This is a genomic window from Streptomyces sp. NPDC037203 (assembly GCF_055605065.1).
The window spans coordinates 325,924-348,407 of sequence record NZ_JBVJUC010000001.1 but is presented as its reverse complement, the minus strand read 5'-3'; the positions used below and the strand labels follow the sequence as shown (position 1 = coordinate 348,407).

Annotated in this window: 21 protein-coding genes and 1 tRNA gene; 10 read left to right on the top strand and 12 right to left on the bottom strand. The window is 71.8% G+C overall.

Annotated features, from left to right (window positions below; translation table 11 throughout):
* Positions 1-153 precede the first annotated feature (153 nt).
* The 4 genes from ACZ7EC_RS01410 to ACZ7EC_RS01395 all read left to right on the top strand — a co-directional run bounded on the left by ACZ7EC_RS01410 (position 154) and on the right by ACZ7EC_RS01395 (position 7,974).
* Complete coding sequence (locus tag ACZ7EC_RS01410; RefSeq protein ID WP_471057786.1) at positions 154-1,182, top strand: LacI family DNA-binding transcriptional regulator; 1,029 nt, start codon at positions 154-156, stop codon at positions 1,180-1,182.
* 1,052 nt (positions 1,183-2,234) lie between these two features.
* The gene (locus tag ACZ7EC_RS01405) at positions 2,235-4,199 is read left to right on the top strand and encodes a cellulase family glycosylhydrolase (RefSeq protein ID WP_471056134.1); all 1,965 of its coding nucleotides are present in this window, start codon (positions 2,235-2,237) and stop codon (positions 4,197-4,199) included.
* Between the two features lie 78 nt (positions 4,200-4,277).
* A complete protein-coding gene (locus tag ACZ7EC_RS01400; RefSeq protein WP_471056131.1) occupies positions 4,278-6,416 on the top strand; it encodes a glycoside hydrolase family 6 protein in 2,139 nt (712 codons plus the stop codon).
* Positions 6,417-6,429: 13 nt separating this feature from the next.
* Positions 6,430-7,974 carry a glycoside hydrolase family 10 protein gene (locus ACZ7EC_RS01395; protein ID WP_471056128.1) on the top strand — a complete coding sequence of 515 codons (1,545 nt, stop codon included), beginning with the start codon at positions 6,430-6,432 and terminating at the stop codon, positions 7,972-7,974.
* Positions 7,975-8,069: 95 nt separating this feature from the next.
* On the opposite strand, the gene ACZ7EC_RS01390 is transcribed toward ACZ7EC_RS01395, so the two are convergent.
* The 4 genes from ACZ7EC_RS01390 to ACZ7EC_RS01375 all read right to left on the bottom strand — a co-directional run bounded on the left by ACZ7EC_RS01390 (position 8,070) and on the right by ACZ7EC_RS01375 (position 12,448).
* Positions 8,070-8,648 carry a rhodanese-like domain-containing protein gene (locus ACZ7EC_RS01390; RefSeq protein WP_471056125.1) on the bottom strand — a complete coding sequence of 193 codons (579 nt, stop codon included), beginning with the start codon at positions 8,646-8,648 and terminating at the stop codon, positions 8,070-8,072.
* A gap of 119 nt (positions 8,649-8,767) precedes the next feature.
* Positions 8,768-9,517, bottom strand: a complete 750-nt coding sequence (locus ACZ7EC_RS01385; RefSeq protein ID WP_471056122.1) for a sulfite exporter TauE/SafE family protein — start codon at positions 9,515-9,517, stop codon at positions 8,768-8,770.
* A gap of 206 nt (positions 9,518-9,723) precedes the next feature.
* Positions 9,724-11,082, bottom strand: coding sequence for a rhodanese-like domain-containing protein (locus ACZ7EC_RS01380; protein WP_471056119.1), 1,359 nt, complete (start codon positions 11,080-11,082; stop codon positions 9,724-9,726).
* 136 nt (positions 11,083-11,218) lie between these two features.
* Complete coding sequence (locus ACZ7EC_RS01375; protein WP_471056116.1) at positions 11,219-12,448, bottom strand: NAD(P)/FAD-dependent oxidoreductase; 1,230 nt, start codon at positions 12,446-12,448, stop codon at positions 11,219-11,221.
* Between the two features lie 285 nt (positions 12,449-12,733).
* Between ACZ7EC_RS01375 and ACZ7EC_RS01370 the strand changes: the two genes are divergently transcribed.
* Complete coding sequence (locus ACZ7EC_RS01370) at positions 12,734-13,228, top strand: hypothetical protein (protein ID WP_397982398.1); 495 nt, start codon at positions 12,734-12,736, stop codon at positions 13,226-13,228.
* 53 nt (positions 13,229-13,281) lie between these two features.
* Here ACZ7EC_RS01370 and ACZ7EC_RS01365 read toward each other — a convergent pair whose 3' ends face one another.
* The 4 genes from ACZ7EC_RS01365 to ACZ7EC_RS01350 all read right to left on the bottom strand — a co-directional run bounded on the left by ACZ7EC_RS01365 (position 13,282) and on the right by ACZ7EC_RS01350 (position 15,491).
* Positions 13,282-13,587, bottom strand: coding sequence for a hypothetical protein (locus tag ACZ7EC_RS01365; RefSeq protein WP_471056112.1), 306 nt, complete (start codon positions 13,585-13,587; stop codon positions 13,282-13,284).
* A 91-nt stretch (positions 13,588-13,678) separates the two neighbouring features.
* Complete coding sequence (locus ACZ7EC_RS01360; protein WP_471057783.1) at positions 13,679-14,071, bottom strand: glycoside hydrolase family 15 protein; 393 nt, start codon at positions 14,069-14,071, stop codon at positions 13,679-13,681.
* A gap of 56 nt (positions 14,072-14,127) precedes the next feature.
* A complete protein-coding gene (locus tag ACZ7EC_RS01355; RefSeq protein ID WP_471056109.1) occupies positions 14,128-15,228 on the bottom strand; it encodes a DUF5954 family protein in 1,101 nt (366 codons plus the stop codon).
* Positions 15,210-15,491 (bottom strand): hypothetical protein, encoded by a 282-nt coding sequence (locus ACZ7EC_RS01350; RefSeq protein ID WP_471056106.1) that lies wholly within the window; start codon positions 15,489-15,491, stop codon positions 15,210-15,212. The genes ACZ7EC_RS01355 and ACZ7EC_RS01350 overlap by 19 nt, the downstream gene beginning before the upstream one ends.
* Positions 15,492-15,801: 310 nt before the next feature.
* On the opposite strand from ACZ7EC_RS01350, the gene ACZ7EC_RS01345 reads away from it, so the two are divergent.
* Entirely contained in the window at positions 15,802-16,461 is a 660-nt protein-coding gene (locus ACZ7EC_RS01345) for an MSMEG_1061 family FMN-dependent PPOX-type flavoprotein (protein ID WP_471056104.1), read from the top strand.
* An 81-nt stretch (positions 16,462-16,542) separates the two neighbouring features.
* Here the strand turns inward: ACZ7EC_RS01345 and ACZ7EC_RS01340 are convergent.
* A tRNA-OTHER gene (locus ACZ7EC_RS01340) sits at positions 16,543-16,641 on the bottom strand.
* A gap of 256 nt (positions 16,642-16,897) precedes the next feature.
* Here ACZ7EC_RS01340 and ACZ7EC_RS01335 point away from each other — a divergent pair.
* The 4 genes from ACZ7EC_RS01335 (at position 16,898) to ACZ7EC_RS01320 (ending at position 19,817) form a co-directional block, all read left to right on the top strand.
* Positions 16,898-17,350 (top strand): hypothetical protein, encoded by a 453-nt coding sequence (locus ACZ7EC_RS01335; protein ID WP_471056101.1) that lies wholly within the window; start codon positions 16,898-16,900, stop codon positions 17,348-17,350.
* Between the two features lie 302 nt (positions 17,351-17,652).
* Positions 17,653-17,787 (top strand): hypothetical protein, encoded by a 135-nt coding sequence (locus tag ACZ7EC_RS01330; RefSeq protein WP_471056098.1) that lies wholly within the window; start codon positions 17,653-17,655, stop codon positions 17,785-17,787.
* 58 nt (positions 17,788-17,845) lie between these two features.
* Positions 17,846-19,105: a nucleotide sugar dehydrogenase gene (locus tag ACZ7EC_RS01325; RefSeq protein WP_471056095.1), complete on the top strand. Its 1,260-nt coding sequence runs from the start codon at positions 17,846-17,848 to the stop codon at positions 19,103-19,105.
* Positions 19,106-19,283: 178 nt separating this feature from the next.
* A complete protein-coding gene (locus ACZ7EC_RS01320; protein ID WP_471056092.1) occupies positions 19,284-19,817 on the top strand; it encodes an EF-hand domain-containing protein in 534 nt (177 codons plus the stop codon).
* Between the two features lie 162 nt (positions 19,818-19,979).
* Here the strand turns inward: ACZ7EC_RS01320 and ACZ7EC_RS01315 are convergent, their stop codons facing one another.
* The 3 genes from ACZ7EC_RS01315 to ACZ7EC_RS01305 are packed head-to-tail and all read right to left on the bottom strand — an operon-like array spanning position 19,980 to position 22,443.
* Positions 19,980-20,387, bottom strand: coding sequence for a DUF6917 domain-containing protein (locus ACZ7EC_RS01315; protein WP_471056090.1), 408 nt, complete (start codon positions 20,385-20,387; stop codon positions 19,980-19,982).
* Positions 20,384-21,328: a Gfo/Idh/MocA family protein gene (locus ACZ7EC_RS01310; protein ID WP_471056087.1), complete on the bottom strand. Its 945-nt coding sequence runs from the start codon at positions 21,326-21,328 to the stop codon at positions 20,384-20,386. The genes ACZ7EC_RS01315 and ACZ7EC_RS01310 overlap by 4 nt, the downstream gene beginning before the upstream one ends.
* Positions 21,325-22,443 (bottom strand): Ldh family oxidoreductase, encoded by a 1,119-nt coding sequence (locus tag ACZ7EC_RS01305; RefSeq protein ID WP_471056084.1) that lies wholly within the window; start codon positions 22,441-22,443, stop codon positions 21,325-21,327. The genes ACZ7EC_RS01310 and ACZ7EC_RS01305 overlap by 4 nt, the downstream gene beginning before the upstream one ends.
* Positions 22,444-22,484 lie beyond the last annotated feature (41 nt).

The following is a 22,484-nucleotide window of genomic DNA, read 5'->3' as shown; positions in this document are numbered from 1 at the left end:
ATCAAACCGGCCGTTATCTGGGAGCGCTCCCGTGGGAGCGCTCCCAGATTGGCATAATGAAGGTCCACCGTTCCCGAGGCCGTGTCAAGGGAACGAACACTTCGAGTCGGTGCGACTGACGGGTTGTCATCCATGGTGACGGGCAAGGGCGCGATGGCTGCGGGCGAGGGGCGGGGCGGCCGGCCGACGCTGGAGATGGTCGCCGCACGGGCCGGTGTCGGGCGGGGTACGGTCTCGCGGGTGGTCAACGGCTCCCCGCACGTCAGCGCCCAGGCGCGGGCGGCCGTGGAGGCGGCGATCGCCGAACTCGGCTACGTGCCCAACCGCGCCGCCCGCGCGCTGGCCGCCGACCGCACGGACGCGGTCGCCCTGGTCATCCCCGAATCGGAGACCAGGCTGGGCGCCGAGCCGTACTTCCTGGACATCGTGCGCGGCGTGAGCACCGAACTCGCCGACACCGACATGCAGTTGCTGCTCACCCTGATCCGTACCCCGCGCGAACGCCAGCGCCTGGGCCAGCACTTGGCGGCCCGCCGCGTCGACGGCGTGCTCCTGGTGTCCGTGCACGAGAACGACCCGCTGCCCAGCCTGCTGGAGCGACTGCGGGTGCCGACCGTGCTGAACGGCCGGCGCTCGGAGCGGGAATGGATGTCCTACGTCGACGCCGACAACATGGGCGGCGCGCGGTCGGCCGCGGAGCATCTGATCGGCCTGGGCCGGCGGACCGTCGCCACCATCACCGGCCCCCTGGACATGTACGTCGCCCGCTGCCGGCTCGACGGCTACACCCAGGCGGTGAACTCCGCGGGACTCGGCGGCGGCCCCTCGCTGGTCGCCCACGGCGACTTCACCGAGGAGGGCGGCCGTACCGCCATGCGGGCCCTGCTGGAGCGGCACCCCGGCATCGACGCCGTCTTCGCAGCGTCCGACGTCATGGCGAGCGGCGCCCTGCACGTGCTGCGCCAGTCGGGGCGACGGGTGCCGGAGGACGTGGCACTGATCGGGTTCGACGACTCCGCGGTGGCCCGGCACGCCGACCCGCCGCTCACCAGCGTGCGCCAGCCGACCGAGGAGATGGGCCGCACCATGGCACGGGTCCTGCTGGAGGAGATCGAGTCCCGCAACGGCATCCGCCGCCATGTGGTCCTCTCCACGGAGCTGGTGGTCCGCGAGTCCGCCTGAGCGGGGCGCCGGGGACCGGTCGCCGCTCAGGAGCCGGTCCACTTCGGGGTTCGCGGGGCGCGCCGGGAGGTTGACCTGGTATCCGGGCGCCGCCTGGGGGCTGGGCCCGCGTGGGCACTCGCGGGCCAGGGCGGGTGGCCGTTCCGGCATCCGGGTGCCGTTCCCGGACCGTCTCGCCCGGAAGTCGTTCGGGCCACGCCGGGAAAGCGTTCCGGGGGCCATGCGCCAGGTCGGGAGGCGGTTTCCGGCTGCATGTGCCGCGCTGGGAGACGGTTCCGGCGTCCACCTGCCGCGCCGGGAGGCCGTTCTGGCATCCGGCCGCCGCTCCGGGACCGGCCCACCACCGGCACTCGCGGGTCATGTCAGGAGGCTGCTCCGGCATTCACCAGCCGTGCTGGCAGACCGTTTCCGGAGTCCCCCGCCGCGCCTGCAGACCGTTCCGGCTCCACCCGCCGCGCCCAAGAAGCGCTTCGGTATCCGTGCGCCGCGTCGGCCGGGCGGTCCGGTGGTCGTCCGCCGCAGCCGGGGGAGTGCGCCGCGCGGCGCGGGGGCACCGCTCCCCGCGCATGTGCCGAATGGCTGTTTCTCCGCCTTGCTTCCGGCCCCGCGCGGCGGCCGGTCCCCGGCGGCCGGCTGGTGGCTACCCGGCGGTAGGCGTCGCCCCCGTCGGGCATCGGCGCCGGATGCGGCGAGTCCACGTAGCCCGGTGCGGTGACGCCCGGCCCCGGCCGAGCGCGCGGGCCCCCGCATCGAGTGGGCGCGTGAACCCGCCATTGCGCCCAGGTTTCACCGAGCCCCCTTCACAGCGCTGTTTCGAGTTGTTACTTTCCTCACTTGCTGGGAGCGCTCCCACGCTCAAGCCCCTGGAAACAAGCCGGAGTTGGACGTCACCGACGCCAAGTGGTCACGAACGCCGGCCCGTTCGCATCCAGGGTGGCACTCCCCGGCGCAGCACCACCGCGTTCGAACCGCACCGCGGCCCGGCAGGGGAGACGGTGCGGCAGCGAAGTCAGTCAGCACGGGGGCACGTCCTACCAGAGGAGTTGACTGCTATGAGACCTGCGGATCTGGGCCCACCTCGGCGGTATACGGCCCTGGGCGTCGTGGCCGCGATCCTGCTCGCCCTGCTGGCCGCCGTGTCCGGTACGGCGCCCGCGCGGGCGGCGGGCGCCGCGGGAGCGGGCTACTGGCACACCAGCGGCCGCCAGATCGTGGACGCGAACGGCAACTCGGTGCGCATCGCCGGGATCAACTGGTTCGGGTTCGAGACCGACAACCACGTGGTCCACGGCCTGTGGTCGCGGGATTACAAGAGCATGCTCGACCAGATCGCCGCGACCGGATACAACACGCTGCGCATCCCGTACTCCGACGACATCTTCAAGTCCGGCACCATGCCGTCCAGCATCGACTTCTCCGGCGGCAAGAACGCCGACCTCCAGGGGCTCGACTCCCTTCAGGTCCTGGACAAGATCGTGGCTTACTCGGGGCAGATCGGACTGAAGGTCATCCTCGACCGGCACCGGCCGGACTCCAGCGGCCAGAGTGCCCTGTGGTACACGAGCAGCGTCCCGGAGTCGACCTGGATCGCCGACCTCACAGCGCTGGCGCGCCGTTACGCGAACAACCCCACGGTCATCGGCATCGACCTGCACAACGAGCCCCACGATCCGGCCTGTTGGGGCTGCGGCGACACGACCGTCGACTGGCGGCTCGCCGCCGAGCGGGGCGGCAACGCGGTGCTGTCGGTCAACCCCAACCTGCTGATCTTCGTGGAGGGCGTCCAGACCTACCACGGCGACTCCACCTGGTGGGGCGGCAACCTGGAGGGCGCCGGCACCTACCCGGTCCAGCTCGACGTCGCCAACCGCGTGGTCTACTCGGCCCACGACTACGCCACCAGCGTCGCCGATCAGCCCTGGTTCAGCGACCCGTCCTTCCCGAACAACATGCCCGGCGTCTGGGACAAGTACTGGGGCTACCTCTTCAAGAACGACATCGCCCCCGTCTGGGTCGGCGAATTCGGTACGACGCTCCAGTCGACCACCGACCAGACCTGGCTGAAGGCCCTGGTCGACTACCTCCGCCCGACCTCGGGGCACGGCGGCGACAGCTTCCAGTGGACCTTCTGGTGCTGGAACCCCGACTCCGGGGACACCGGCGGCATCCTCAAGGACGACTGGCAGACGGTGGACACCACCAAGGACGGCTACCTGGCCTCCGTCAAGGCCCCCGGATTCGGCACCGGTGGTGGTGGTGCGGATACGACCGCGCCCACCGCGCCGACGGGTCTGGTGGTGTCGGGGACGACGGCTTCGAGTGTGTCGCTGAAGTGGTCGGCGTCGACGGACGATGTGGGGGTGGTCGGGTACGACGTGTACCGGGGGTCGGTGAAGGTGGGCAGTACGGCGTCCACGTCGTTCACGGACGGTGGGCTGTCGGCGTCCACGTCGTATGCGTACTCGGTGCGGGCGAGGGATGCGGCGGGGAATGTGTCGGCGGCTTCGGGTGCGGTGACGGCGACCACGGCGGCGTCGGGCGGTGGTGGTTCGCCGGGCACGGGTGCGGTGAAGGTGCAGTACAAGAACAACGACGGTTCGGCGACGGACAATCAGATCAAGCCGGGTCTGCGGGTCGTCGATACGGGGGGTTCGGCGGTGGATCTGTCGAAGGTGACGATCCGCTACTACTTCACGGGTGACGGTGGTGCGTCCACTTTCGCGACGTCCTGCGACTATGCGGCCGTGGGGTGTGCGAACGTCACGCAGAAGGTCGTCGCGCTGTCCTCGCCGAAGGCGGGCGCGGACCACTACCTGGAGGTCGGGTTCACCTCCGGTGCCGGTTCGCTGGCCGCGGGCGCGTCGACCGGGGACATCCAGAGCCGGATCAACAAGAGCGACTGGTCGAACTTCAGCGAGAGCGACGACTACAGCTACGCGACCAACACCGCCTACGCCGACGCGACCAAGGTGACCGTCTACGTCGACGGCACCCTCGCCGGCGGCATCGAACCCTGAGTTCTGCCTCCCCAAGCGGCGCGTGGTGTGCCGTACGGCCGCATCGCGCGCCACCACACTCCATGGAAGGAACCCTTGGTGAAGAAGCTTCCAACTCCCCCGAGAACCACACTCACCCGCGGCTTCGCGGTGCTGTCGGCGCTCGCGCTCGGCTCCGCGCTGGCCCTGTCGCTCGACGCGCCGGCCGCCTCGGCCGCCACCGCCCGAGTGGACAACCCCTACGTGGGCGCGAAGGGTTACGTGAACCCCGAATGGTCCGCGGACGCCGCCGCCGAGCCCGGCGGCAGCGCGGTCGCCAACACACCGACCGCGGTATGGCTGGACAGCATCTCGACCATCCAGGGCACCAGCGGCCGGATGGGCCTGCGCGACCACCTCGACAAGGCCGTGTCCGAGGGCGCCAACCTGATCACGCTGGTCATCTACGACCTGCCGGGCCGGGACTGCTCCGCGCTCGCCTCCAACGGCGAGCTGGGCCCGACCGAGATCGGCCGGTACGAGACCGACTACATCGACCCGATCGCCAAGATCCTCGCCGACCCGGCCTACGCCAACCTGCGGATCGTCAACGTCATCGAACCCGACTCGCTGCCGAACCTGGTGACCAACGCGGGCGGCACCGACGGCTCCACGCCGCAGTGCGCGACGATGAAGGCGAACGGCAACTACGAGACCGGCGTCGGCTACGCCCTGAACCACCTGGGCGCGATACCCAACGTGTACAACTACCTCGACGCCGGCCACCACGGCTGGCTGGGCTGGGACACCAACCTCGGCCCGGCCGCGGACGAGTTCTACAAGGCCGCCAACACCGCCGGCGCCACAGTCGACGACGTACAGGGCTTCATCGTCAACACGGCCAACTACTCGGCGACCGTGGAGCCCAACTTCAAGGTGACCGACACCGTCAACGGCACGACCGTACGCCAGTCGAAGTGGGTGGACTGGAACCAGTACGTCGACGAGCAGTCCTACGCCCAGGCGCTGCGCACCACACTGGTGGGGAAGGGCTTCAGCTCCGGCATCGGCATGCTGATCGACACCTCCCGCAACGGCTGGGGCGGCTCCGCCCGGCCGACCGGCCCCGGCCCGACGACCTCCGTGGACGCCTACGTCAACGGCGCCCGCATCGACCGCCGGATCCACTCCGGCAACTGGTGCAACCAGAGCGGCGCCGGCCTCGGCGAGCGGCCGACCGCGGCCCCGGCCGCCGGTATCGACGCCTATGTGTGGGTGAAGCCTCCGGGTGAGTCGGACGGTTCCAGCCAGCCCGTCGACAACAGCGAGGGCAAGGGCTTCGACCGGATGTGCGACCCGAGCTACACGGGCAACGCGCGCAACGGAAACAACCCGACCGGCGCCCTGCCGAACGCCCCGCTGGCCGGTCACTGGTTCTCCGCCCAGTTCCGGCAGCTGCTCCAGAACGCCTACCCGCCCGTCTCCGGTGGTGGTGGTGCGGATACGACCGCGCCCACCGCGCCGACGGGTCTGGTGGTGTCGGGGACGACGGCTTCGAGTGTGTCGCTGAAGTGGTCGGCGTCGACGGACGATGTGGGGGTGGTCGGGTACGACGTGTACCGGGGGTCGGTGAAGGTGGGCAGTACGGCGTCCACGTCGTTCACGGACGGTGGGCTGTCGGCGTCCACGTCGTATGCGTACTCGGTGCGGGCGAGGGATGCGGCGGGGAATGTGTCGGCGGCTTCGGGTGCGGTGACGGCGACCACGGCGGCGTCGGGCGGTGGTGGTTCGCCGGGCACGGGTGTGGTGAAGGTGCAGTACAAGAACAACGACGGTTCGGCGACGGACAATCAGATCAAGCCGGGTCTGCGGGTCGTCAATACGGGGGGTTCGGCGGTGGATCTGTCGAAGGTGACGATCCGCTACTACTTCACGGGTGACGGTGGTGCGTCCACGTTCGCGACGTCCTGCGACTATGCGGCCGTGGGGTGTGCGAACGTCACGCAGAAGGTCGTCGCGCTGTCCTCGCCGAAGGCGGGCGCGGACCACTACCTGGAGGTCGGGTTCACCTCCGGTGCCGGTTCGCTGGCCGCGGGCGCGTCGACCGGGGACATCCAGAGCCGGATCAACAAGAGCGACTGGTCGAACTTCAGCGAGAGCGACGACTACAGCTACGCGACCAACACCGGCTACGCCGACGCGACCAAGGTGACCGTCTACGTCGATGGCACCCTCGCCGGCGGCACCGAGCCCAACTGACAAGGAGACAGTGGTGAGATTTCGTCCGCACCCCTTGCGCGGCGGTGGGCTCGTGGTCGCGCTGGCCACGCTGGTGAGCACCGGCTTCGGACTGCTCGCCGCGGCAACCGCCCCGGCCATTGCCGCCCAGGGCGCCACCCTGAACCAGCTCGCCCAGGCCAGTGGCCGGTACTTCGGCTCCGCCACCGACAACTCCGAGCTCGGCGACTCGGCCTACACCGGCGTCCTGGGCAGCGAATTCGGCTCGATCACGCCCGGCAACTCGATGAAGTGGGACACCACGGAGCCCTCGCAGGGCAAGTTCGACTTCAGCGGAGGCGACGCGATCGTCCAGTTCGCGCGGGCTCATGGCCAGCAGGTGCGCGGCCACAACCTGGTCTGGCACAGCCAGCTGCCCAGCTGGGTGAGCAACCTGCCGTCCAGCCAGGTCAAGGCCGCCATGGAGAACCACATCACCAAGGAGGCCACCCACTACAAGGGCGAGGTCTACGCCTGGGACGTGGTCAACGAGCCGTTCAACGACGACGGCACCTACCGGACCGACCCGTTCTACAACGCCATGGGGAAGGACTACATCGCGGACGCGCTGCGCACCGCGCACGCCGCCGACCCAAACGCCAAGCTGTACATCAACGACTACAACATCGACGGCAGCGGCGCCAAGGCCGACGCCATGTACCAGCTGGCCGGCGACCTGAAGAAGGCGGGCGTGCCGCTGGACGGCATCGGCTTCCAGGGACACCTCGCGATCCAGTACGCATTCCCGTCGAACATGCGGCAGAACCTCCAGCGCTTCGCCGACCTCGGGCTGGACGTCGCGTTCACCGAGCTGGACGTGCGCATGGAGATGCCGCCGGACAGCACCAAGCTGGCCACCCAGGCCGACTACTACCGCCAGGTCACCAACGCCTGCCTCGCCGTCACCCGTTGCGTCGGCATCACCGTGTGGGACTTCGACGACAAGTACTCCTGGGTGCCGAGCACCTTCTCGGGTCAGGGCGCCGCCGACCTCTATGACGAGAACCTCCAGGCCAAACCCGCGTACACGGCGGTTCAGACCGCCCTCGGCGGCGGTGGTGGTGGCGGGGGCACTCCGGGCGCGGGGACGGTGAAGGCGCAGTACAAGAACAACGACAGCGCGCCGGCGGACAACGCGATCAAGCCGGGGCTGCGGGTCGTCAATACGGGGAGTTCGGCGGTGGACCTGTCGAAGGTGACGATCCGCTACTACTTCACCGGTGACGGCGGCGCCACCACCTTCGGCGCGTGGTGCGACTATGCGGCCGTCGGATGCGCAAACGTCACACAGAAGGTCGTCGCGCTGTCCTCGCCGAAGGCGGGCGCGGACCACTACCTGGAGATCGGGTTCACCTCCGGCGCGGGCACGCTCGCGGCGGGCGCGTCGACCGGGGACATCCAGAGCCGGGTGAGCAAGACGGACTGGTCGAACTTCAGCGAGAGCGACGACTACAGCTACGCGACCAACACCGCCTACGCCGACGCGACCAAGGTGACCGTCTACGTCGGCGGCACCCTCGCCGGTGGCATCGAGCCGTAAGCCGTACGACACCTGAGGGGTTGGTTCGCCCGGTACGCCGGCGCCCGCACCGGGGCGGCGGCGTACCGGGCGAACGCCATGCGCGGAGCCCGTGGTCAGCGGCCGCGCAGACGGGCGAGCGTCGTGTCCAGACCGTCGTCGCCGGGCCGGTTGTACGGCAGCTTGGCGAGCAGGGCGGCCATGCCGCAGGTGTTGCTCACGGCGGAGAAGACCAGACCGCCCGCGACGCCCGCGGACAGCAGCCGGAACGCCGGGTGGACGAATTCGCCCAGCGCGAGGCCGAGCAGCACGAGGGACCCGGCGGTGAGCCGGACCTGCCGGTCCATGCTCCAGACCGGCCTGACGTCGCGGGCCGCGGGGCGGTCCAGCGACTGGCCGCCCGCGGCCCAGGCCCCGGTGCCGCCCGCGAGGGTCGCCGCTCGCACGCCCTGCCCGGCGAGCCGGCGGCCGGCGTTCTCCGAGCGGGCACCCGAGGCGCACACCAGGAGGATCTCGCCGCGCCCGGCCGCGTCGCGGATCGCGGGCAGCGCACGGTCGAGCTGGTCCAGCGGGATGTTCAGGGCGCCGGGCAGGTGACCGCCGGCGTACTCGCCAGGAGTGCGGACGTCGATCACGGTCAGCTCGTGCAGACGGTCCCTGACCTGGTCGGGAGCGAGAGTGGTGAGGGTGGTCATGGCAGTTGTCGTCCTTGAGTCGTCGAGGGCGCCCCGGAGCGAGGAGTGACCCGTGGGGGCGGGGAGGGGTGCGGGGACGCCCGGCGTTTCCACTGTGGCAGGGCTCTGTGACGGCAAGGTCACACGAGTACGTCGGCGAGCATGAAGACCGCGACGGCGAGCAGCACCCAGGCGAAGACGCGTTGCAGCGTCCCGCCCCGGAGCCGTCCGGCCAGCCGTTTGCCGTCCCGCGCGCCGAGCATGGCGGCCGCGGTGAACGGCGCGACGACCGGCCAGTCCAGGTGCATCCCGGTGCCGGCGCGGGCGCCGAGCGCGGCCAGCGAGTTGATCGTGATGACCAGCAGGCTGGTGCCGACGGCCCGGCGCATGGGCAGCCGGAGCACTCCCACCAGCGCCGGTACGGCGAGGAAGCCGCCGCCCACGCCCAGGAACCCGGTCACCGCGCCGAGACCGGCCCCCACCGCGCCGGCCTTGCCCGGATCGATGCGGGCGCCGGAGTCGGGGGCGGTGCGGGCGGGGCGCAGCATGCGCAGCGCTGCGAGGGCCGCGACGACCGAGAAGGCGGTGGTCAGCAGGGGCTGCGGCAGACGGCCGGCGAGGGTCCCGGCGAGCATCGCGGGGACGATGCCCGCCGCGGCGAACAGCAGTCCGGTGCGCCAGGCGACATTGCCGTCCCGCGCGTGCCCGGTCAGCCCGGTGACCGAGGTGAGGGTGACGATGACCAGGCCGGCCGTCGTCGCCTCGGCGGTGGTGAAGCCGAGGAGGTAGATGAGGGCCGGTACGGCGAGGACGCTGCCGCCCCCGCCGAGGCCGCCCAGGGCCAGGCCGATGACGGCACCGGCGACGAGCGCGAGGACCAGGGCGGTCATGCTATGGAACCGCTGGTCCCGTGCTCGTCGCCGGCCGGGTGCCCGGCGTCCCGGCTGTGCCGTACGGCCTCGCTGACGCTGACGCGGTACGCGCCACGGGGGAGGAGGGACATCACTCGACCTCTCGGGAAGACAAGGAGACGAACGGATGGAACGGAGCCCGCGCTCACGGCAGAGCGGGGGATCGGGGCCGGTGGGGGAGCAGGTCAGCCGGTGACCACGGTCAGTCCCGCGGCGCCCGCGGAGTCGAAACCGTCGTCCACGGCCACCACGTCCCGGCCCGACGCGTGCAGCAGGGAGGCGGCGATACCGGCCCGCATGCCCCCGGCGCAGTGCACCCAGACGGTGCCCGCCGGTACCTCCCCGAGCCGCTTGTGCAGCTCGTGCACCGGGATGTGCACGGAGTTCTCGATGTGCCCGCCGGCGCGTTCGGAGTCGCGGCGCACGTCCAGGACGACGACGCCGTCCGTGCCCCGCTCGGCCAGGGTGGCGAAGGTGGCGCGGGGGAAAGAGACCAGCTTCTCGCCCTCGGGCACCCATTCCCCGGCTGCGCCGGTGGCCGCGGCGGCGGGCCGGTCGATGCCGACCCGCACCAACTCGCGCTGGGCGGAGGCCAGTTGACCGGGGGAATCGGCGAGCAGGGTGACCGGCTTGCCCCACGGGATCATCCAGGCCAGATACGTGGCTATCTTGCCGTCTGCCTCGAAGTTGAAGGACCCGGCGACATGGCCCTCGGCGAACGCGACCCGGTTGCGCAGGTCCACGACCCACTCGCCGGCCGCGAGCCGGGCCGCGATCTCCCGCGCGCCGGCGACGGGCGGCGCGGTGAGGTCGACCGGCGCGGGGCCCGCCGCGTTGGCGGGGCCCATGTGCGTGTAGTAGGCGGGGATGTCGTCCAAGTCGGCGAGCAGCCGGGCGACGAAGGAGTCGACGTCCGTGGTGAGCGCGGCGTTGGCCGACTTCTCCTTGCCGATGGTGGTGGTGTCGCCCTCGGCCTGCGCCGAGGAGCAGAAGCTGCCGAAGCCGTGCGTGGGCAGGACGGATGTCTCGTCCGGCAGCTCGGCGGCCAGGCGGTGCGCGGAGGCGTGCTGGGCGCGGGCCAGCCGCTCGGTCAGCCGGGGCTCGACCAGATCGGGCCGCCCCACCGTGCCGATCAGCAGGGAACCGCCGGTGAACGCGGCCACCGGCCGGCCCTGCTCCCGCAGGACGTACGAGGTGTGGTGAGGGGTGTGTCCGGGCGTGGCGACCGCCCGCAGCTCCAGCGCGTCGTCCACGGTCACGGAGTCGCCGTCGGCCACCGGCACCCGCGCGAACGACACCCGCGCGTCGGCCGGCACCAGATAGGCGGCACCCGTCAGCCGGGCCAGCTCCAGACCGCCGCTGACGTAGTCGTTGTGGATGTGCGTCTCCACCACGTGGGTGATCCGTACGCCGCGCCGTGCCGCCGCCGTGAGCACCCGGTCGATGTCGCGCGGCGGGTCCACCGCCACGGCCGCCCGTCGCCCGCCGGTCAGATAACTGCGGTTTCCGAGGCCCTCGAGCTCGATGGTGTCGATGAAGAACACGCGGACGCTCCCTTCGCTGATTACCCCCTGGGGTATATTTCGAACCGTAGCACGGGTACCCCAGGGGGTATTCGTACGCGTGCCGGTACGGCCTTGATCGAGGCGGTCTCCGCTGGTGGGAGGGGTCGGCCGGGGGTCAGAGGCGGCCGGTGAGCATGCCGTGCCAGTAGATCCGCGGCAGCAGGTACCGCTTGAAGACCCACATGTCGCGCCGTTCCTTGAAGGTGTCGATCAGCGGGAAACTCGGCCGGGGCGTCAGGTCGTAGTCGAACTCGGCGAGCAGCATCCGGTCGCGGGCGGTCACCAGCGGGCATGAGGTGTAGCCGTCGTAGTGGTGTGCGGGCGTCCGGCCGTTCATCACGTCGAGCAGGTTGGCGGCCACCACCGGGGCCTGCTTGCGCACCGCCGCGCCGGTCTTGGAGGTGGGCAGGTGCGCCACGTCGCCGAGCGCGAACACCTCCGGATACCGCGGGTGTCGCAGCGTGTGCTTGTCGGCGGCGACGAAGCCCAACGGGGCGGCGGGATCGGCGAGCGGGCTCCGCTTGACCCAGTCGGGCGCGCTCTGCGGGGGCACGGCGTGCAGCAGGTCGTACGCGATGGTCTCCGCGCGCCCGCTCGCGTGGTCGGTGACGGTGATCTCCCGGCGGTCGCCGTCCACGGCGGTCATCTCCGAGCGCAGCCGCACCTCGATGCCGTACCGGTCGGCCACCCGCTCCAGGACGCGGCGCCACTCGGGCACCTTGAACAGCGCGTCGTCGGGGATCACGAGGATGATCCGGATGCGGTCCAGGACCCCTTGCCTGCGCCAGTGGTCGGCGGCCAGGTAGGCGATCTTCTGCGGCGCCCCGCCGCACTTGACCGGCGTGGCCGGCTGGGTGAAGACGGCCGTGCCGGAGCGCATGCCCCGGATCAGGTCCCAGGTGCGCGGGGCGTACTCGGGCGCGTAGTTGCTGGCCACCCGGTCGTGTCCCACCGCCTCGGCGAGGCCGGGCACGGCGTCCCAGTCCAGTTGCAGTCCGGGGGCCATCACCAGGTGCTCGTAAGCGAGTTCGGCACCGCCGGACAGGGCGACCGTCCGCGCGCCGGGGTCGACGGCGAGGGCGTGCCGGCGTATCCAGCGCACCCCGTCCGGAATGACGGACGCCTCGGCGCGGCGGGTGGTGCGCAGGGCCGCTTGACCGCCGCCGACCAGGGTCCACAGGGGCTGGTACCAGTGGCTGTCCGACGGTTCGACGAGCGTGATGTCGCCGACGCCCGCGCGGCGCAGCCGGGCGGCGACGCTGATTCCCGCGCTGCCGCCGCCGATGATGGCGACGCGATGCCGGCCGGTGATCGTCTCGGTGCCGGGTGCGGGGCTTGCGGCCATGGGGATGTCCTTCCTGTGTCGGCCCTGCGGGCGCACGATGTGGTTGTCTCCTCAAATACCCCAGGGGGTTTCCGCGACCGAAGTTATGACGGCCCGCGCGCAGGGGTCAAATACCCCGGCGGGTATTTGCCCGGGAGGTAAATCCGGGGCTGCGTGCGCTGAGTGGTCACGTGGTTCCGGTGTCCCGCGTCTCTGGCGGGGGCACGGCGCTCTCTGGCATCATCCCCACGCACCGCCTGCACCGCTGCCCCACACGTCGCCCGGTCTCACGCAGGAGGCTCCCCCATGAAGGTCCGCTCGGCCCTGACCGCCCTCGCGCTGGTCGTCGCTCCCGGTGTCGCCGTCCTCGGCACCGCGACGGACGCCTTCGCGGTCACCAAGATCAGCAATGCCACCGCGACCCAGATGTTCCGCGACGCGGGTATCACCTGGTCCTCCTCCGGTGGCTGCTCGGATCGCAACAACGCGACCTGTACGTCCTTCGACCAGCTCAACCTGGCCACCGCCCAGGGCGCCGTGACCCTCAAGCACGCCAGCGGCTGCGCCCTGAACATCACCGGCGGCACCGAGACCGGGCACGCCTCCGGCACGTACTCCCACTGGAACGGCTACAAGCTCGACTACGGCAAGAACACCTGCATCACCAACTACATCAAGAACAACTTCACCTACTCCGGCCTGCGCGGCGACGGTTACCCGATGTGGACCGCGGCCTCCGGCAACGTCTACGCCGACGAGGGCACCCACTGGGACGCCCTGTACTACAGCTGCGGCTGCTGAGGGGGCCGGCCGGCATCCGGGCGACCGCCGTCGTCCGGGTCCGCCGGCACCCCTCAACCCGGCTTCCACGACCGCCTGTTGGTGTCCACCGCCGTCTCGGCCAGGAGCCCGAGAGCCGCCTCGACGACGACACCGGGAGCCGGGCCCGCGTCCACGGCACCGCCGCGTTCGCCGGCCTCCAGCGGTTCCAGTGTCGCCTCCCGCGACTCCGGCAGCGCGCGCGGAATGAAGTGCCCCGAGCGCTCGCTCATCCGCCGCCCCAGCTTCTCGTGCCGGGCCGTCAGATGCGCGAAGAAGGCATTGGGACAGGCCGCCCGCAGGACGTCACGGTAGCGGCGGCGCAGCGCCGAGCAGGGCACCACACCCCCGGTCGGCGTCCGTGAGCGGCACGCCCGGCCGCCGCGTCGGCAGCCGGGCCACGGTGGTCTTGCCCGCCCCCGGCCACCCCGATCACGGCGACGCACAGCGGACACTCCGACGGGTCACGGCGCATCGGCTGCTCCTCCTCAGGATTGGCCGTCGTCGGCCGCCGTACCCAGGACCGTCTCCTCGTGCAGCAGCGCGTCCCTGGTCAGCGGGGCGGGCCGTGCTGGCCCGCGCGCACAGGGAGGCGTACAGCTCCCCGGCCTCCTCCAGGCGGCCCTGCCCGGTCAGATTGTCGACCAGCCAGAAGCTGCACAGTACGAACGCGCCCTCGTCACCCGCCAGTCCGTCCGGGGCCTCGTCGTGCAGATAGCGGTACAGCAGCCCGCCCCCGGCCGACAGCCGCTCGGCGACGGCCGCCGCCGTGGCCACCATCCGCGGATGACCGGTCGGTACGACCTCGCGCAGCGGCAGCGCCAGCAGGCTCGCGGATCTCCTCGTCCGGGGGCCGAGGTCCGCCCCCGGCCCCGCGGCCGTCAGTCGTCGTCCGACTCCTCCCCGGCCTCTTCCTCGTAGTAGACGACGCCGTCCTCGTCCATCCGGGGGTGGATGCGTTCGGGGCCGTAGTCGCTGGTGTCGGACGGGCGTGGGCCCTCCGGGCCGTCGGGGCCCCAGCGCAGCATGCGGCGGGTGCGGATGATCCGGTACGTGGTGCCGAGGACCTCGAGTTGGTTGACGCGGCCGGAGCGCAGCCGATCGGAGGCCTCGGCGTACGCGACCAGCACGGGATCGGCGCCGGGGTCGTCGGCCACCACGGTGCGGGCGGTCACCAGGTGGCCGTCCTCCACCTCGATCAGGCCACGGGTGCGGGGTTCGAGCCACGTCAGGCGGAAGTCCAGCGCCTTGCGGGCACCGAGCGTGGTGCTGTGCGGGCCGCTCACCGGTTCCCAGCCCTTGCCGTTGCGCGCCGCGACCGTGAACGTGGCCGGCAGCAGGACCACGTCCGGATGGGTCTCGCGGGCCCGGCGGGACTCGCGGATCACGAAGTCGGGGAAGCGCGAGCCGGCGTAGACGAAGTCGCGCAGCGCCAGCCGCTCGGTGGCCTGCGCCGGGGTGAGCGGCGCGTCCGGGTCCAGGACCAGACCGGCGTCGACCTCCGGCTCCCGGTTGCCGGGGCTCCAGTCGGGGGAGACGGGCTCCGGATCGGTCGGCCGCGGCAGTTCGATACCGTCCACGCCGGTGCCGGCCCACTCCTCCGCGCGGACGATCCGGTACCGCGTGCCCAGCACGGTGAGTTCGTCGACCGGCTCGGTCTCCAGCCGGGCGACCGCCGCGAGCAGGGCGCGCCGCTCCGCCCTGTCCTTGGCCTCGTCCTTCGCGCGGAACCACAGGAACGAGTTCAGGCTGTCGCGCGACAACTGCGGGAAGGGGGATGCGATCGAGGTCACCGAACGCCAGCGCGGACCGTCCTCGGGCCGCTGCTCGACCACCCCGAACAGCGGCCCGCGCACGGCCACTTCGCCGGCGCTGAACACCGCTTCGAGGGCGTCGGCCTCCATGGCGGCTTCGACCGGCTCCACTGGAACGCGCACGACCAGCGGCCGGACCCCGTCCGGCCTCACATTCCCAAGGTCCATGGCCCCATCCTGCCGAGCGTGGGATGCGTCCAGTGCGGTTTTTGGTGAAATACCGCTTCCCGTGCGGAAAACCAGCCATCCGTGGCAGCGGGGGCGCCGACGATGACCGCGCGCTGTCCGGCGGAGCAGAGATCACCGGCACGGGCCACCACCTCGCCCCCGGACTCCTCGACCGGCGTGCCGAGTTCGGTGGGCTGGGTGGCGCCGATGAGTTTGCCGTATCCGTTGCCGGTGAACACCTCGCCGGGCAGGGGCGACGGCACCCCCGTAGCCGCCGCCCCGCGGCAAGATCGTGCTATGGGCGGACACGCACTGTCAACGATCGTTTTCGGCTAGTCATTCGATCGTTGACAGTGCGTGTCAGCGCTCGTCAGCCCCGCGGAGCGCGCCCAGACCTCCCCCGCCGTCGCGATGGTGAGAGCGCCCGTCACCGCGCGCACGCCCGCCCCTGGCGCGGAGCGGTGGTGCCGAGGCGGATCGGGGCCGCCGGGGTCTTCCGGCTGGGACCCGGCCCGAGCGGTGCCAGGGCCGCGAGCCCGGCAAGAGCCGAACGAGAGCCCTAGAGTCGAGGACATGACGCCACGACTTACCGGGACCGCCTTCGACTCGCTCCGTCTCGACGCCGTACGCGACCAAGAGGAACTGCGCCGGGTCTACTCGCGTCCCGGCGACGCGGCGGTGCGCAAGCAGATGACCGAACTCACTGAGCAGGCAAGGCGGTTGATCGGCTGCTCCGCGCTGGTCTTCGTCGCCAGCGCGGACATCGAAGGCAACTGCGACGTCTCCCCGCGCGGCGGTCCCGCCGGGTTCGTCAGCGTGCTGGACGCGCGGACGGTGGCGATCCCGGACGCGACCGGCAACAAGCGTCTGGACACCCTGAAGAACGTCATCGCCACCGGACGGGCCGGGCTGCTGTTCGTCATACCGGGACGCACCACGACGCTCAGGGTGAACGGCCGGGCCTGCGTCTCCACCCGCCCGGAGCTGCTGTCGCAGCTGACCGCCGTGGGCAAGCCGCCGGCCAGCGCGCTGGTGGTGGGGATCGAGGAGGTCTACCCGCACTGCCCCAAGTCGCTGCTGCGCAGCGGGGCCTGGCAACCCGAGCAGTGGCTCCCGGCGGACGCCCAGCCGACCTCGGCCGAGGTGACGCTCGCCCAGCTGCGCATGCCGGAGCTGACGATCGCCGACATCGAGCGGGTGGAGGCGGACTCGCTGAAGTACCGGTACGAGTAGGCACCGGGCCGCGCGCCGGCGAGGGGCGGCGCCATCGAGGACCTGGTCCCCCGGCGGTCCGGTCTCGGTGTCACCCGGACGTGGCGGAGAGGGCAGGATTCGAACCTGCGTGGACCCCTGAGGATCCGACCCTGAGACGAGCTCAGTTGGTCCCCGATCAGCCGCTCCGGGCACCTCTCCTCGTTCCCGGCTCCGGGGCGGTGCCCCTCGCCGTTCACAAGGAAGAGACTGGCAGGCGGCGCTGACGGAGGGCTGACGGGACCCTGACGGGATCTCTTCTCCGGCCGCCTTCCGGCCAGTTGATATGTGTATCGGCCACGAGTGTCACAGGAATGTCTCAGGAAGAGGTGCCGGGCAACCGGGGACGGCGGGGCTCCTGTCTGGACAGTCGCAAGGCCCGCTCACCGGGAGCGGGTCCGTCCCGAGGGGGAATTCGATGCGCGTCCAGAAGATCTCGATGCTCGCTGTCGCCGGTGTGGCTCTCGGCCTGTCGCTCACGGCCTGCGGCGGGAGCGGCTCCGACGGCGCGGCCCCCTCCTCCTCCGCCTCGTCCACCGCCACGCAGTCCGGCTCCGCGACCCCCGCCGCCAAGGGCACCCAGGGCTCGGCCCACACCACGTCGGCGGGCACCGCCAAGAAGTCCGGTGTCAGCTGCACCAACCAGATCGACTACGCGGGCGACCCGCGGTCGAACGCGGAGATCAACTCCATCGGTGAGCAGACGGGTCACTGCCCGGCGCCGGAGAAGGGCACCAAGCCGTCCGGTACCCCGAAGAAGCCGGGTGTCAGCTGCACCAACCAGATCGACTACGCCGGCGACCCGCGGTCCAACGCCGAGATCAACTCCATTGGCGAGAACACCGGTTACTGCCCGCCGGTCCAGCACTGAATCCACCCGGCCGAGAGCCGGAGCTGGACCGAAACGAAGATGACCGCCGCCCGGCCGGGCGGCGGTCATCTTCATTTCGGGGCGCCGGCGTCAATTCCCTTTGACCGGGTCCCTGGTTCAGGTGCTTGTACGAGCTCCCGCGCTTATCCGGTGTTCCGGCAGAAAATAATCAACTCAACGACGCCACCGAACTGGAGCAATACATGCGCCGTACCCGGATCACCCCGCTCGCCGCACCGAGTGCCCCGCCCGCGGCAAGCGCCTCCGCCGGCACCTCCGTCGCGGCGGACGAGGGTGATCCCGTGGCACACAGGACGCAACCGGCGCCGGGCCTGACCGCGCGCCGCCCCGTCCTGACCGCGCGCCGCCCCGTACACCGCACCCGCCCCGCGTTCGGCGGCGGCTCGCGCCCCGCGCCCGGTCGCGTCACCGCCTGAGTCACGGCCGCCTCCTCTCGCGCCACACCCGCCCCCACACCTTGGAGAACCTGCACACATGCCCGCCGAACTCGTCGTCATGGGGCTGGGGCACGTCGGGCTGCCGCTCTCCCGAGCCGCGGTCTTCGCCGGCCTGGCGACCGCGGGATACGACGTGTCCCGCCCGGTGGTGACCGGCCTGACCGACGGCCGCTCGCACGTCGGCGGGGTCGACGACGCCGACGTCGCGGCCATGCTCGGCTCGGGCTTCCACGCCACCGACGATCCCGCGGTCCTGGAAGGCGCGCAGACCGTGGTGATCTGCGTGCCCACCGGACTCACGGACAAGGGCCTGCCCGACCTGTCCGCCGTCGAGGACGCGGCCGAAGCCGTCGCCGCCCGGCTGAGCCCCGGCATGCTCGTGGTCCTGGAGTCCACCAGCTATCCGGGCACCACCGAGGACGTCGTACGCCCCTTACTGGAGCGGGGCAGCGGACTGCGGGCCGGCGAGGACTTCCACCTGGCGTACTCCCCGCAGCGCATCGACCCCGGCAACCCGACCTGGGACGTCCGCAACACCCCCAAGGTGGTGAGCGGATACACCGCGCTGTGCGCCAAGTACGCCGTGGCGTTCTACTCCCGCTTCGTGGAGCAGCTCGTCGTCGCCCGCGGCACCCGCGAGGCGGAGATGGCCAAGCTCCTGGAGAACACCTACCGCTATGTCAACATCGCCCTCGTCGACGAGGTGGCCCTGTTCTGCCATGAAACGGGCATCGACATCTGGGACGTACTGCACTGCGCCGCGTCGAAGCCCTTCGGCTTCGCGCCGTTCAGCCCCGGACCCGGCGTCGGCGGCCACTGCATCCCCGTCGACCCCCGCTACCTGGCCGCCCGCGCGGAGTCCCAGGGCTTCGCCTTCCGCACCCTGGCCGCCGCCCAGGACGTCCTGAGCCGTATGCCGGACCACGTCGTGGACCGCGCCCTGACCCTTCTCACCGAGACCGTCGGGCACCCCGAGGGCGCGCGGGCCCTGCTGCTCGGCGTCACCTACAAACCCGACGTGGCGGACATCCGCGAGACACCGGCCCGCCAGGTCGCCGCGGGACTGCTCGCCGCCGGCGTCGAGGTGTCGTACCACGACCCGTACGTCCCCGAGTTCACCGTCGGCGGTGGCCCGCTGCCCCGCACCGAGAACCTGCGGGACGCCCTGGACCGGGCCGACGTGGCCATCCTGCTCCAGGACCACGCCTGCTACGCGCAGCAGACGCTGGGCCAGGCCCGCTGCGCCCTGCTGGACACCCGCGGCAAGGCCGTGGGCAGCAGAGTCACCCTTCTCTGAAGCCTTCTGCGAGTCCCCGGACTCTCCCCTCCCGCCGGCCTCGACCGGCGCATCACCGGCCGGTCCGGAACCGGCCCCCAGAGCCCGCGCACCGGCACCGCCGTGCGTGGATGCGGCCCTGCCCAAGTGCCGCAGTTCAGCACCGCCGTAACACCCATCGGAAACAAGGAGAGACACCATGAGCACCGCTGCCGCCAACTCGCGTCTGGTGAAGCGTTTCGACAAGTGGGACACCGACGGCAACGGGGTCCTCGACGCCGCCGACTTCCAGAGCGAGGCCGCGCGCATCGCCCAGAACCTGGGCAAGGACGACGACTCCCCGGAGGTACAGGAACTCCACGCCGCCTTCACCGGGCTGTACGAGTACCTCGCCGACAAGGCCGGCGTCGGGGCCGGTGGCGCCATCAGCCGCGAGCAGTTCCTCGACGCCACCGGGGAGATGCTGTTCAAGGAGGGCGAGGCCAGCTTCAACCGCGCCCTGTCACCCATCGTGAAGGCGCTCATCCGCCTGTGCGACGAGGACCACGACGGCCAGATCGACGCCCGCGAGTTCCAGGCGTGGCTGTCCGGCGTCGGCGTGCCGCTGTCCGAGGCCGGCCTGGCGTTCCAGAAGGTCGACAAGAACGGCGACGGACGGCTGTCCGAGGACGAACTCCTGGAGGTCGTCCGCGACTTCCACTTCGGCCGCCTCGAGGTCGAGCTCCTCGGCTGACCCGGCCGGACCGCCTCCGCTCCGGTGACACGGGGTGGCGCCGCCGGGCTCAGCGGTCGGCGCCGTCCCGTGGGCGGCAACTCCGATGAGGAGGCGGAGGCCGGACCGGTCACACGTGGGCCCCTGGACCCGATCTCGGGTCCAGGGGCCCACCCTCTGCGGTCAGACCGCCTGTGTGAAGGTGACGGCCAGCTCCGGCCGCAGCGCCAGATCCCGGCCGCTGACCGGGCGCTCGGCATGGATCAGGATGTTGTAGTGGTTCGGCAGATGGCAGGCGTCGAACCCGAGCACCCTGCCGACCACCGTGTCCCCGACACGCACCAGGTCGCCGCGGTCGATCACCCCGCCGCACTCCAGCTCGGCGAAGCCCAGGAAGCCCACCCGGTCGATGCGGGCGCCGGGGCGCGGCTCCCACTGGTCGGTCGTCACCAGTTCGTGCACCTCGCCGCGGCGCACACAGCGCGCCGCGTGCTCCTCGACCCGCATGCCCCGGTCCGTGCGCCGGTGCACCAGCACCTTGACCAGGGTGCCGCGCACCACCCGCTTCGGGCCGTCCTCCGCGGGGTTCACCGGCCCGCCTCCGCCACCGGGACCCAGGGCCGGGCGCAGTCGTAGGCGGCCTCCACCAACTCCAGTGCGAGCAGCCCCCCGTGCGCCCCCGGACCGGCCGCGCCGCGTCCCTCCACGAGCGCCGCGAACTCGCCGAGGATCGCCTCGTACTCATGCCACAGCGACCCCTTGAAGGCGGTGTGCCCGGCGAGCATGTCGGCGCAGAGGATCTCTCCGTCGGTCAACTCCACGGTGACGTCCTTGAGTTCACCGGGATACGCCCAGTCGAGTTCGACCTCGGCCGTCGCGCCGGCAGTGCCGCGCAGGCGGATCGCCGCCCGGCGGTCGACGCCCCGGCCGTCGCGTTCGATCACGCACCCGGTGACGGCGAGGTCGCCGAGCAGCAGCCGGACCACGTCGAGGGCGTTGGGGCCGTTGTCGGCCAGACAGCCCCCGCCGCAGCGTCCGGGGTCCAAGTACCAGTCCTCGCCGCCCAGATGCTCCTCGATGCGCTCCAGATAGCGCACCCGGACCGAACGCACCTCTCGGCCCGCGATCCGGCGGGCCAGGTCGCGGACGGCCGTGTTGTAGCGCCGGTGGAACGCCGTCATCAGCGGGACCCCGGCGCGGCGCGCCAGGTCCACCAGGACCCGCCCCTCGGCCGCGTTCAGGGCCAGCGGCTTCTCCACGCACACCGGGACACCGGCGTCGAGCGCGTCCCGGCACACGGGCAGATGGACGTCGTTGGGGACGGCCACGACCAGCGCGTCCGGCCGGGCCCGGGCCAGCAGCGTGTGATGGTCGCGGAACCGGGCCGCCGGGCCGGAATACCGCTCCAGCGTCCCTGCGCGGGCATCGCACACCGCGGTCGGCTCCCACGCGGGGAGCCGTTCGGCGGCGGCCAGGTAGTAGGGGGAGATGGCGCCGAGACCGATCACACCGAGACGCAGGGGACGGTTCACGAGCGGCCTCCGAGCAGACCGAGACCGGCCAGTTCGTCGTACAGGTGCGGCGGCAGCGGGATGCCGTCGCGGCGCCGTTCGGCCGCGCGTTCCGCCTCCCACCAGCCCGGATAGCGCACCGGTTCGTCCGCGCGCAGCGGCGGGCAGTCGGTGAGCGCACCGAACAGGGACCGGGTCGCGCCCGCCACGTCCGCGCCGGGGCGCAGCACCTGCGGGGCGATGGCGAGCAGGAAGAAACCGATGTCGTCGTCGCTGCCGTGCGGCCGGCCGTCCCCCTCCAGCGCCGCGGGCGCGGGCCCCACGGCCGCGCCGGAGACCACGGCGGCCAGCAGTTCCACGGCGATGCCGAGCCCGAAGCCCTTGTGGACACCGGTGCCCGCGCTCCCGCCGAGCCAGCGCAGGAACGCCTCGCCGCGGTCGAAGGCGGCCGGGTCGGTCACCGGCTCGCCCGCCGCGTCCTCCAGCCAGCCCGCGGGCACCGGTTCGCCGCGCCGGGCGGCGACGCGGACCTTCCCGGTGGGCGCGACCGTGGTGCTCATGTCCAGCAGGAACGGATGCCCGTCGAGGGCGGGCGCGGCCACGCTGAGCGGGTTGGTGCCGAGCATCGCGACGGCGCCGCCCGGCGGCCGGGCGATGCGCTGGCCGCCGCAGTTGCTCGCGACCACGCCGATCATCCCGGCGTGCGCGGCGCGGGCGGCGTGGAACCCGGCGCACCCGAAGTGGGTGGCGCCGCGGACCGACACCAGGCCGATCCCGTGCCGGGAGGCGCGGGCCACGGCGTCGTCCATGGCCTCGGCGGCGGCCCACAATCCGAGCGCGCGGCGAGCGTCGACGACCGCGCAGGCGCCCAGGTCGGTGAGCGTCTCCGGTTCGGCCTCCGGATCGCAGCGGCCGGAGGCGAGCAGCGGCAGGTAGAGGCGGCCGAGGTTGAACACACCATGGGAGTCGAGCCCGGTCAGGTCGCCGTGGACAAGCGCGTCCGCGGCGAGCCGGGCCCGCGCGGCGGGGATGCCGTGCCCGGCGAACAGTGCGGTGAGCGCGGCGTGCAGCTCGGCGTGGTCGACCAGGACAGGGGTGCGCTCGGCCGCCGCGCGGTGGGCGGGGGGTGCCGTCATCCGGATTCCTTAAGGGCGGGGGTTGTTGTGCAGGGGGCGGT

Excerpts from the sequence above, each read along its gene's own strand:
- ACZ7EC_RS01325 (WP_471056095.1), top strand. The coding sequence starts at position 17,846 with ATGCCCGCCGAACTCGTCGTCATGGGGCTGGGGCACGTCGGGCTGCCG.
- ACZ7EC_RS01345 (WP_471056104.1), top strand. The coding sequence starts at position 15,802 with ATGACGCCACGACTTACCGGGACCGCCTTCGACTCGCTCCGTCTCGAC.
- ACZ7EC_RS01405 (WP_471056134.1), top strand. The coding sequence starts at position 2,235 with ATGAGACCTGCGGATCTGGGCCCACCTCGGCGGTATACGGCCCTGGGC.
- ACZ7EC_RS01355 (WP_471056109.1), bottom strand. The coding sequence starts at position 15,228 with ATGGACCTTGGGAATGTGAGGCCGGACGGGGTCCGGCCGCTGGTCGTG.
- ACZ7EC_RS01305 (WP_471056084.1), bottom strand. The coding sequence starts at position 22,443 with ATGACGGCACCCCCCGCCCACCGCGCGGCGGCCGAGCGCACCCCTGTC.
- ACZ7EC_RS01390 (WP_471056125.1), bottom strand. The coding sequence starts at position 8,648 with ATGACCACCCTCACCACTCTCGCTCCCGACCAGGTCAGGGACCGTCTG.
- ACZ7EC_RS01410 (WP_471057786.1), top strand. The coding sequence starts at position 154 with ATGGCTGCGGGCGAGGGGCGGGGCGGCCGGCCGACGCTGGAGATGGTC.
- ACZ7EC_RS01385 (WP_471056122.1), bottom strand. The coding sequence starts at position 9,517 with ATGACCGCCCTGGTCCTCGCGCTCGTCGCCGGTGCCGTCATCGGCCTG.
- ACZ7EC_RS01370 (WP_397982398.1), top strand. The coding sequence starts at position 12,734 with ATGAAGGTCCGCTCGGCCCTGACCGCCCTCGCGCTGGTCGTCGCTCCC.
- ACZ7EC_RS01375 (WP_471056116.1), bottom strand. The coding sequence starts at position 12,448 with ATGGCCGCAAGCCCCGCACCCGGCACCGAGACGATCACCGGCCGGCAT.
- ACZ7EC_RS01320 (WP_471056092.1), top strand. The coding sequence starts at position 19,284 with ATGAGCACCGCTGCCGCCAACTCGCGTCTGGTGAAGCGTTTCGACAAG.
- ACZ7EC_RS01335 (WP_471056101.1), top strand. The coding sequence starts at position 16,898 with ATGCGCGTCCAGAAGATCTCGATGCTCGCTGTCGCCGGTGTGGCTCTC.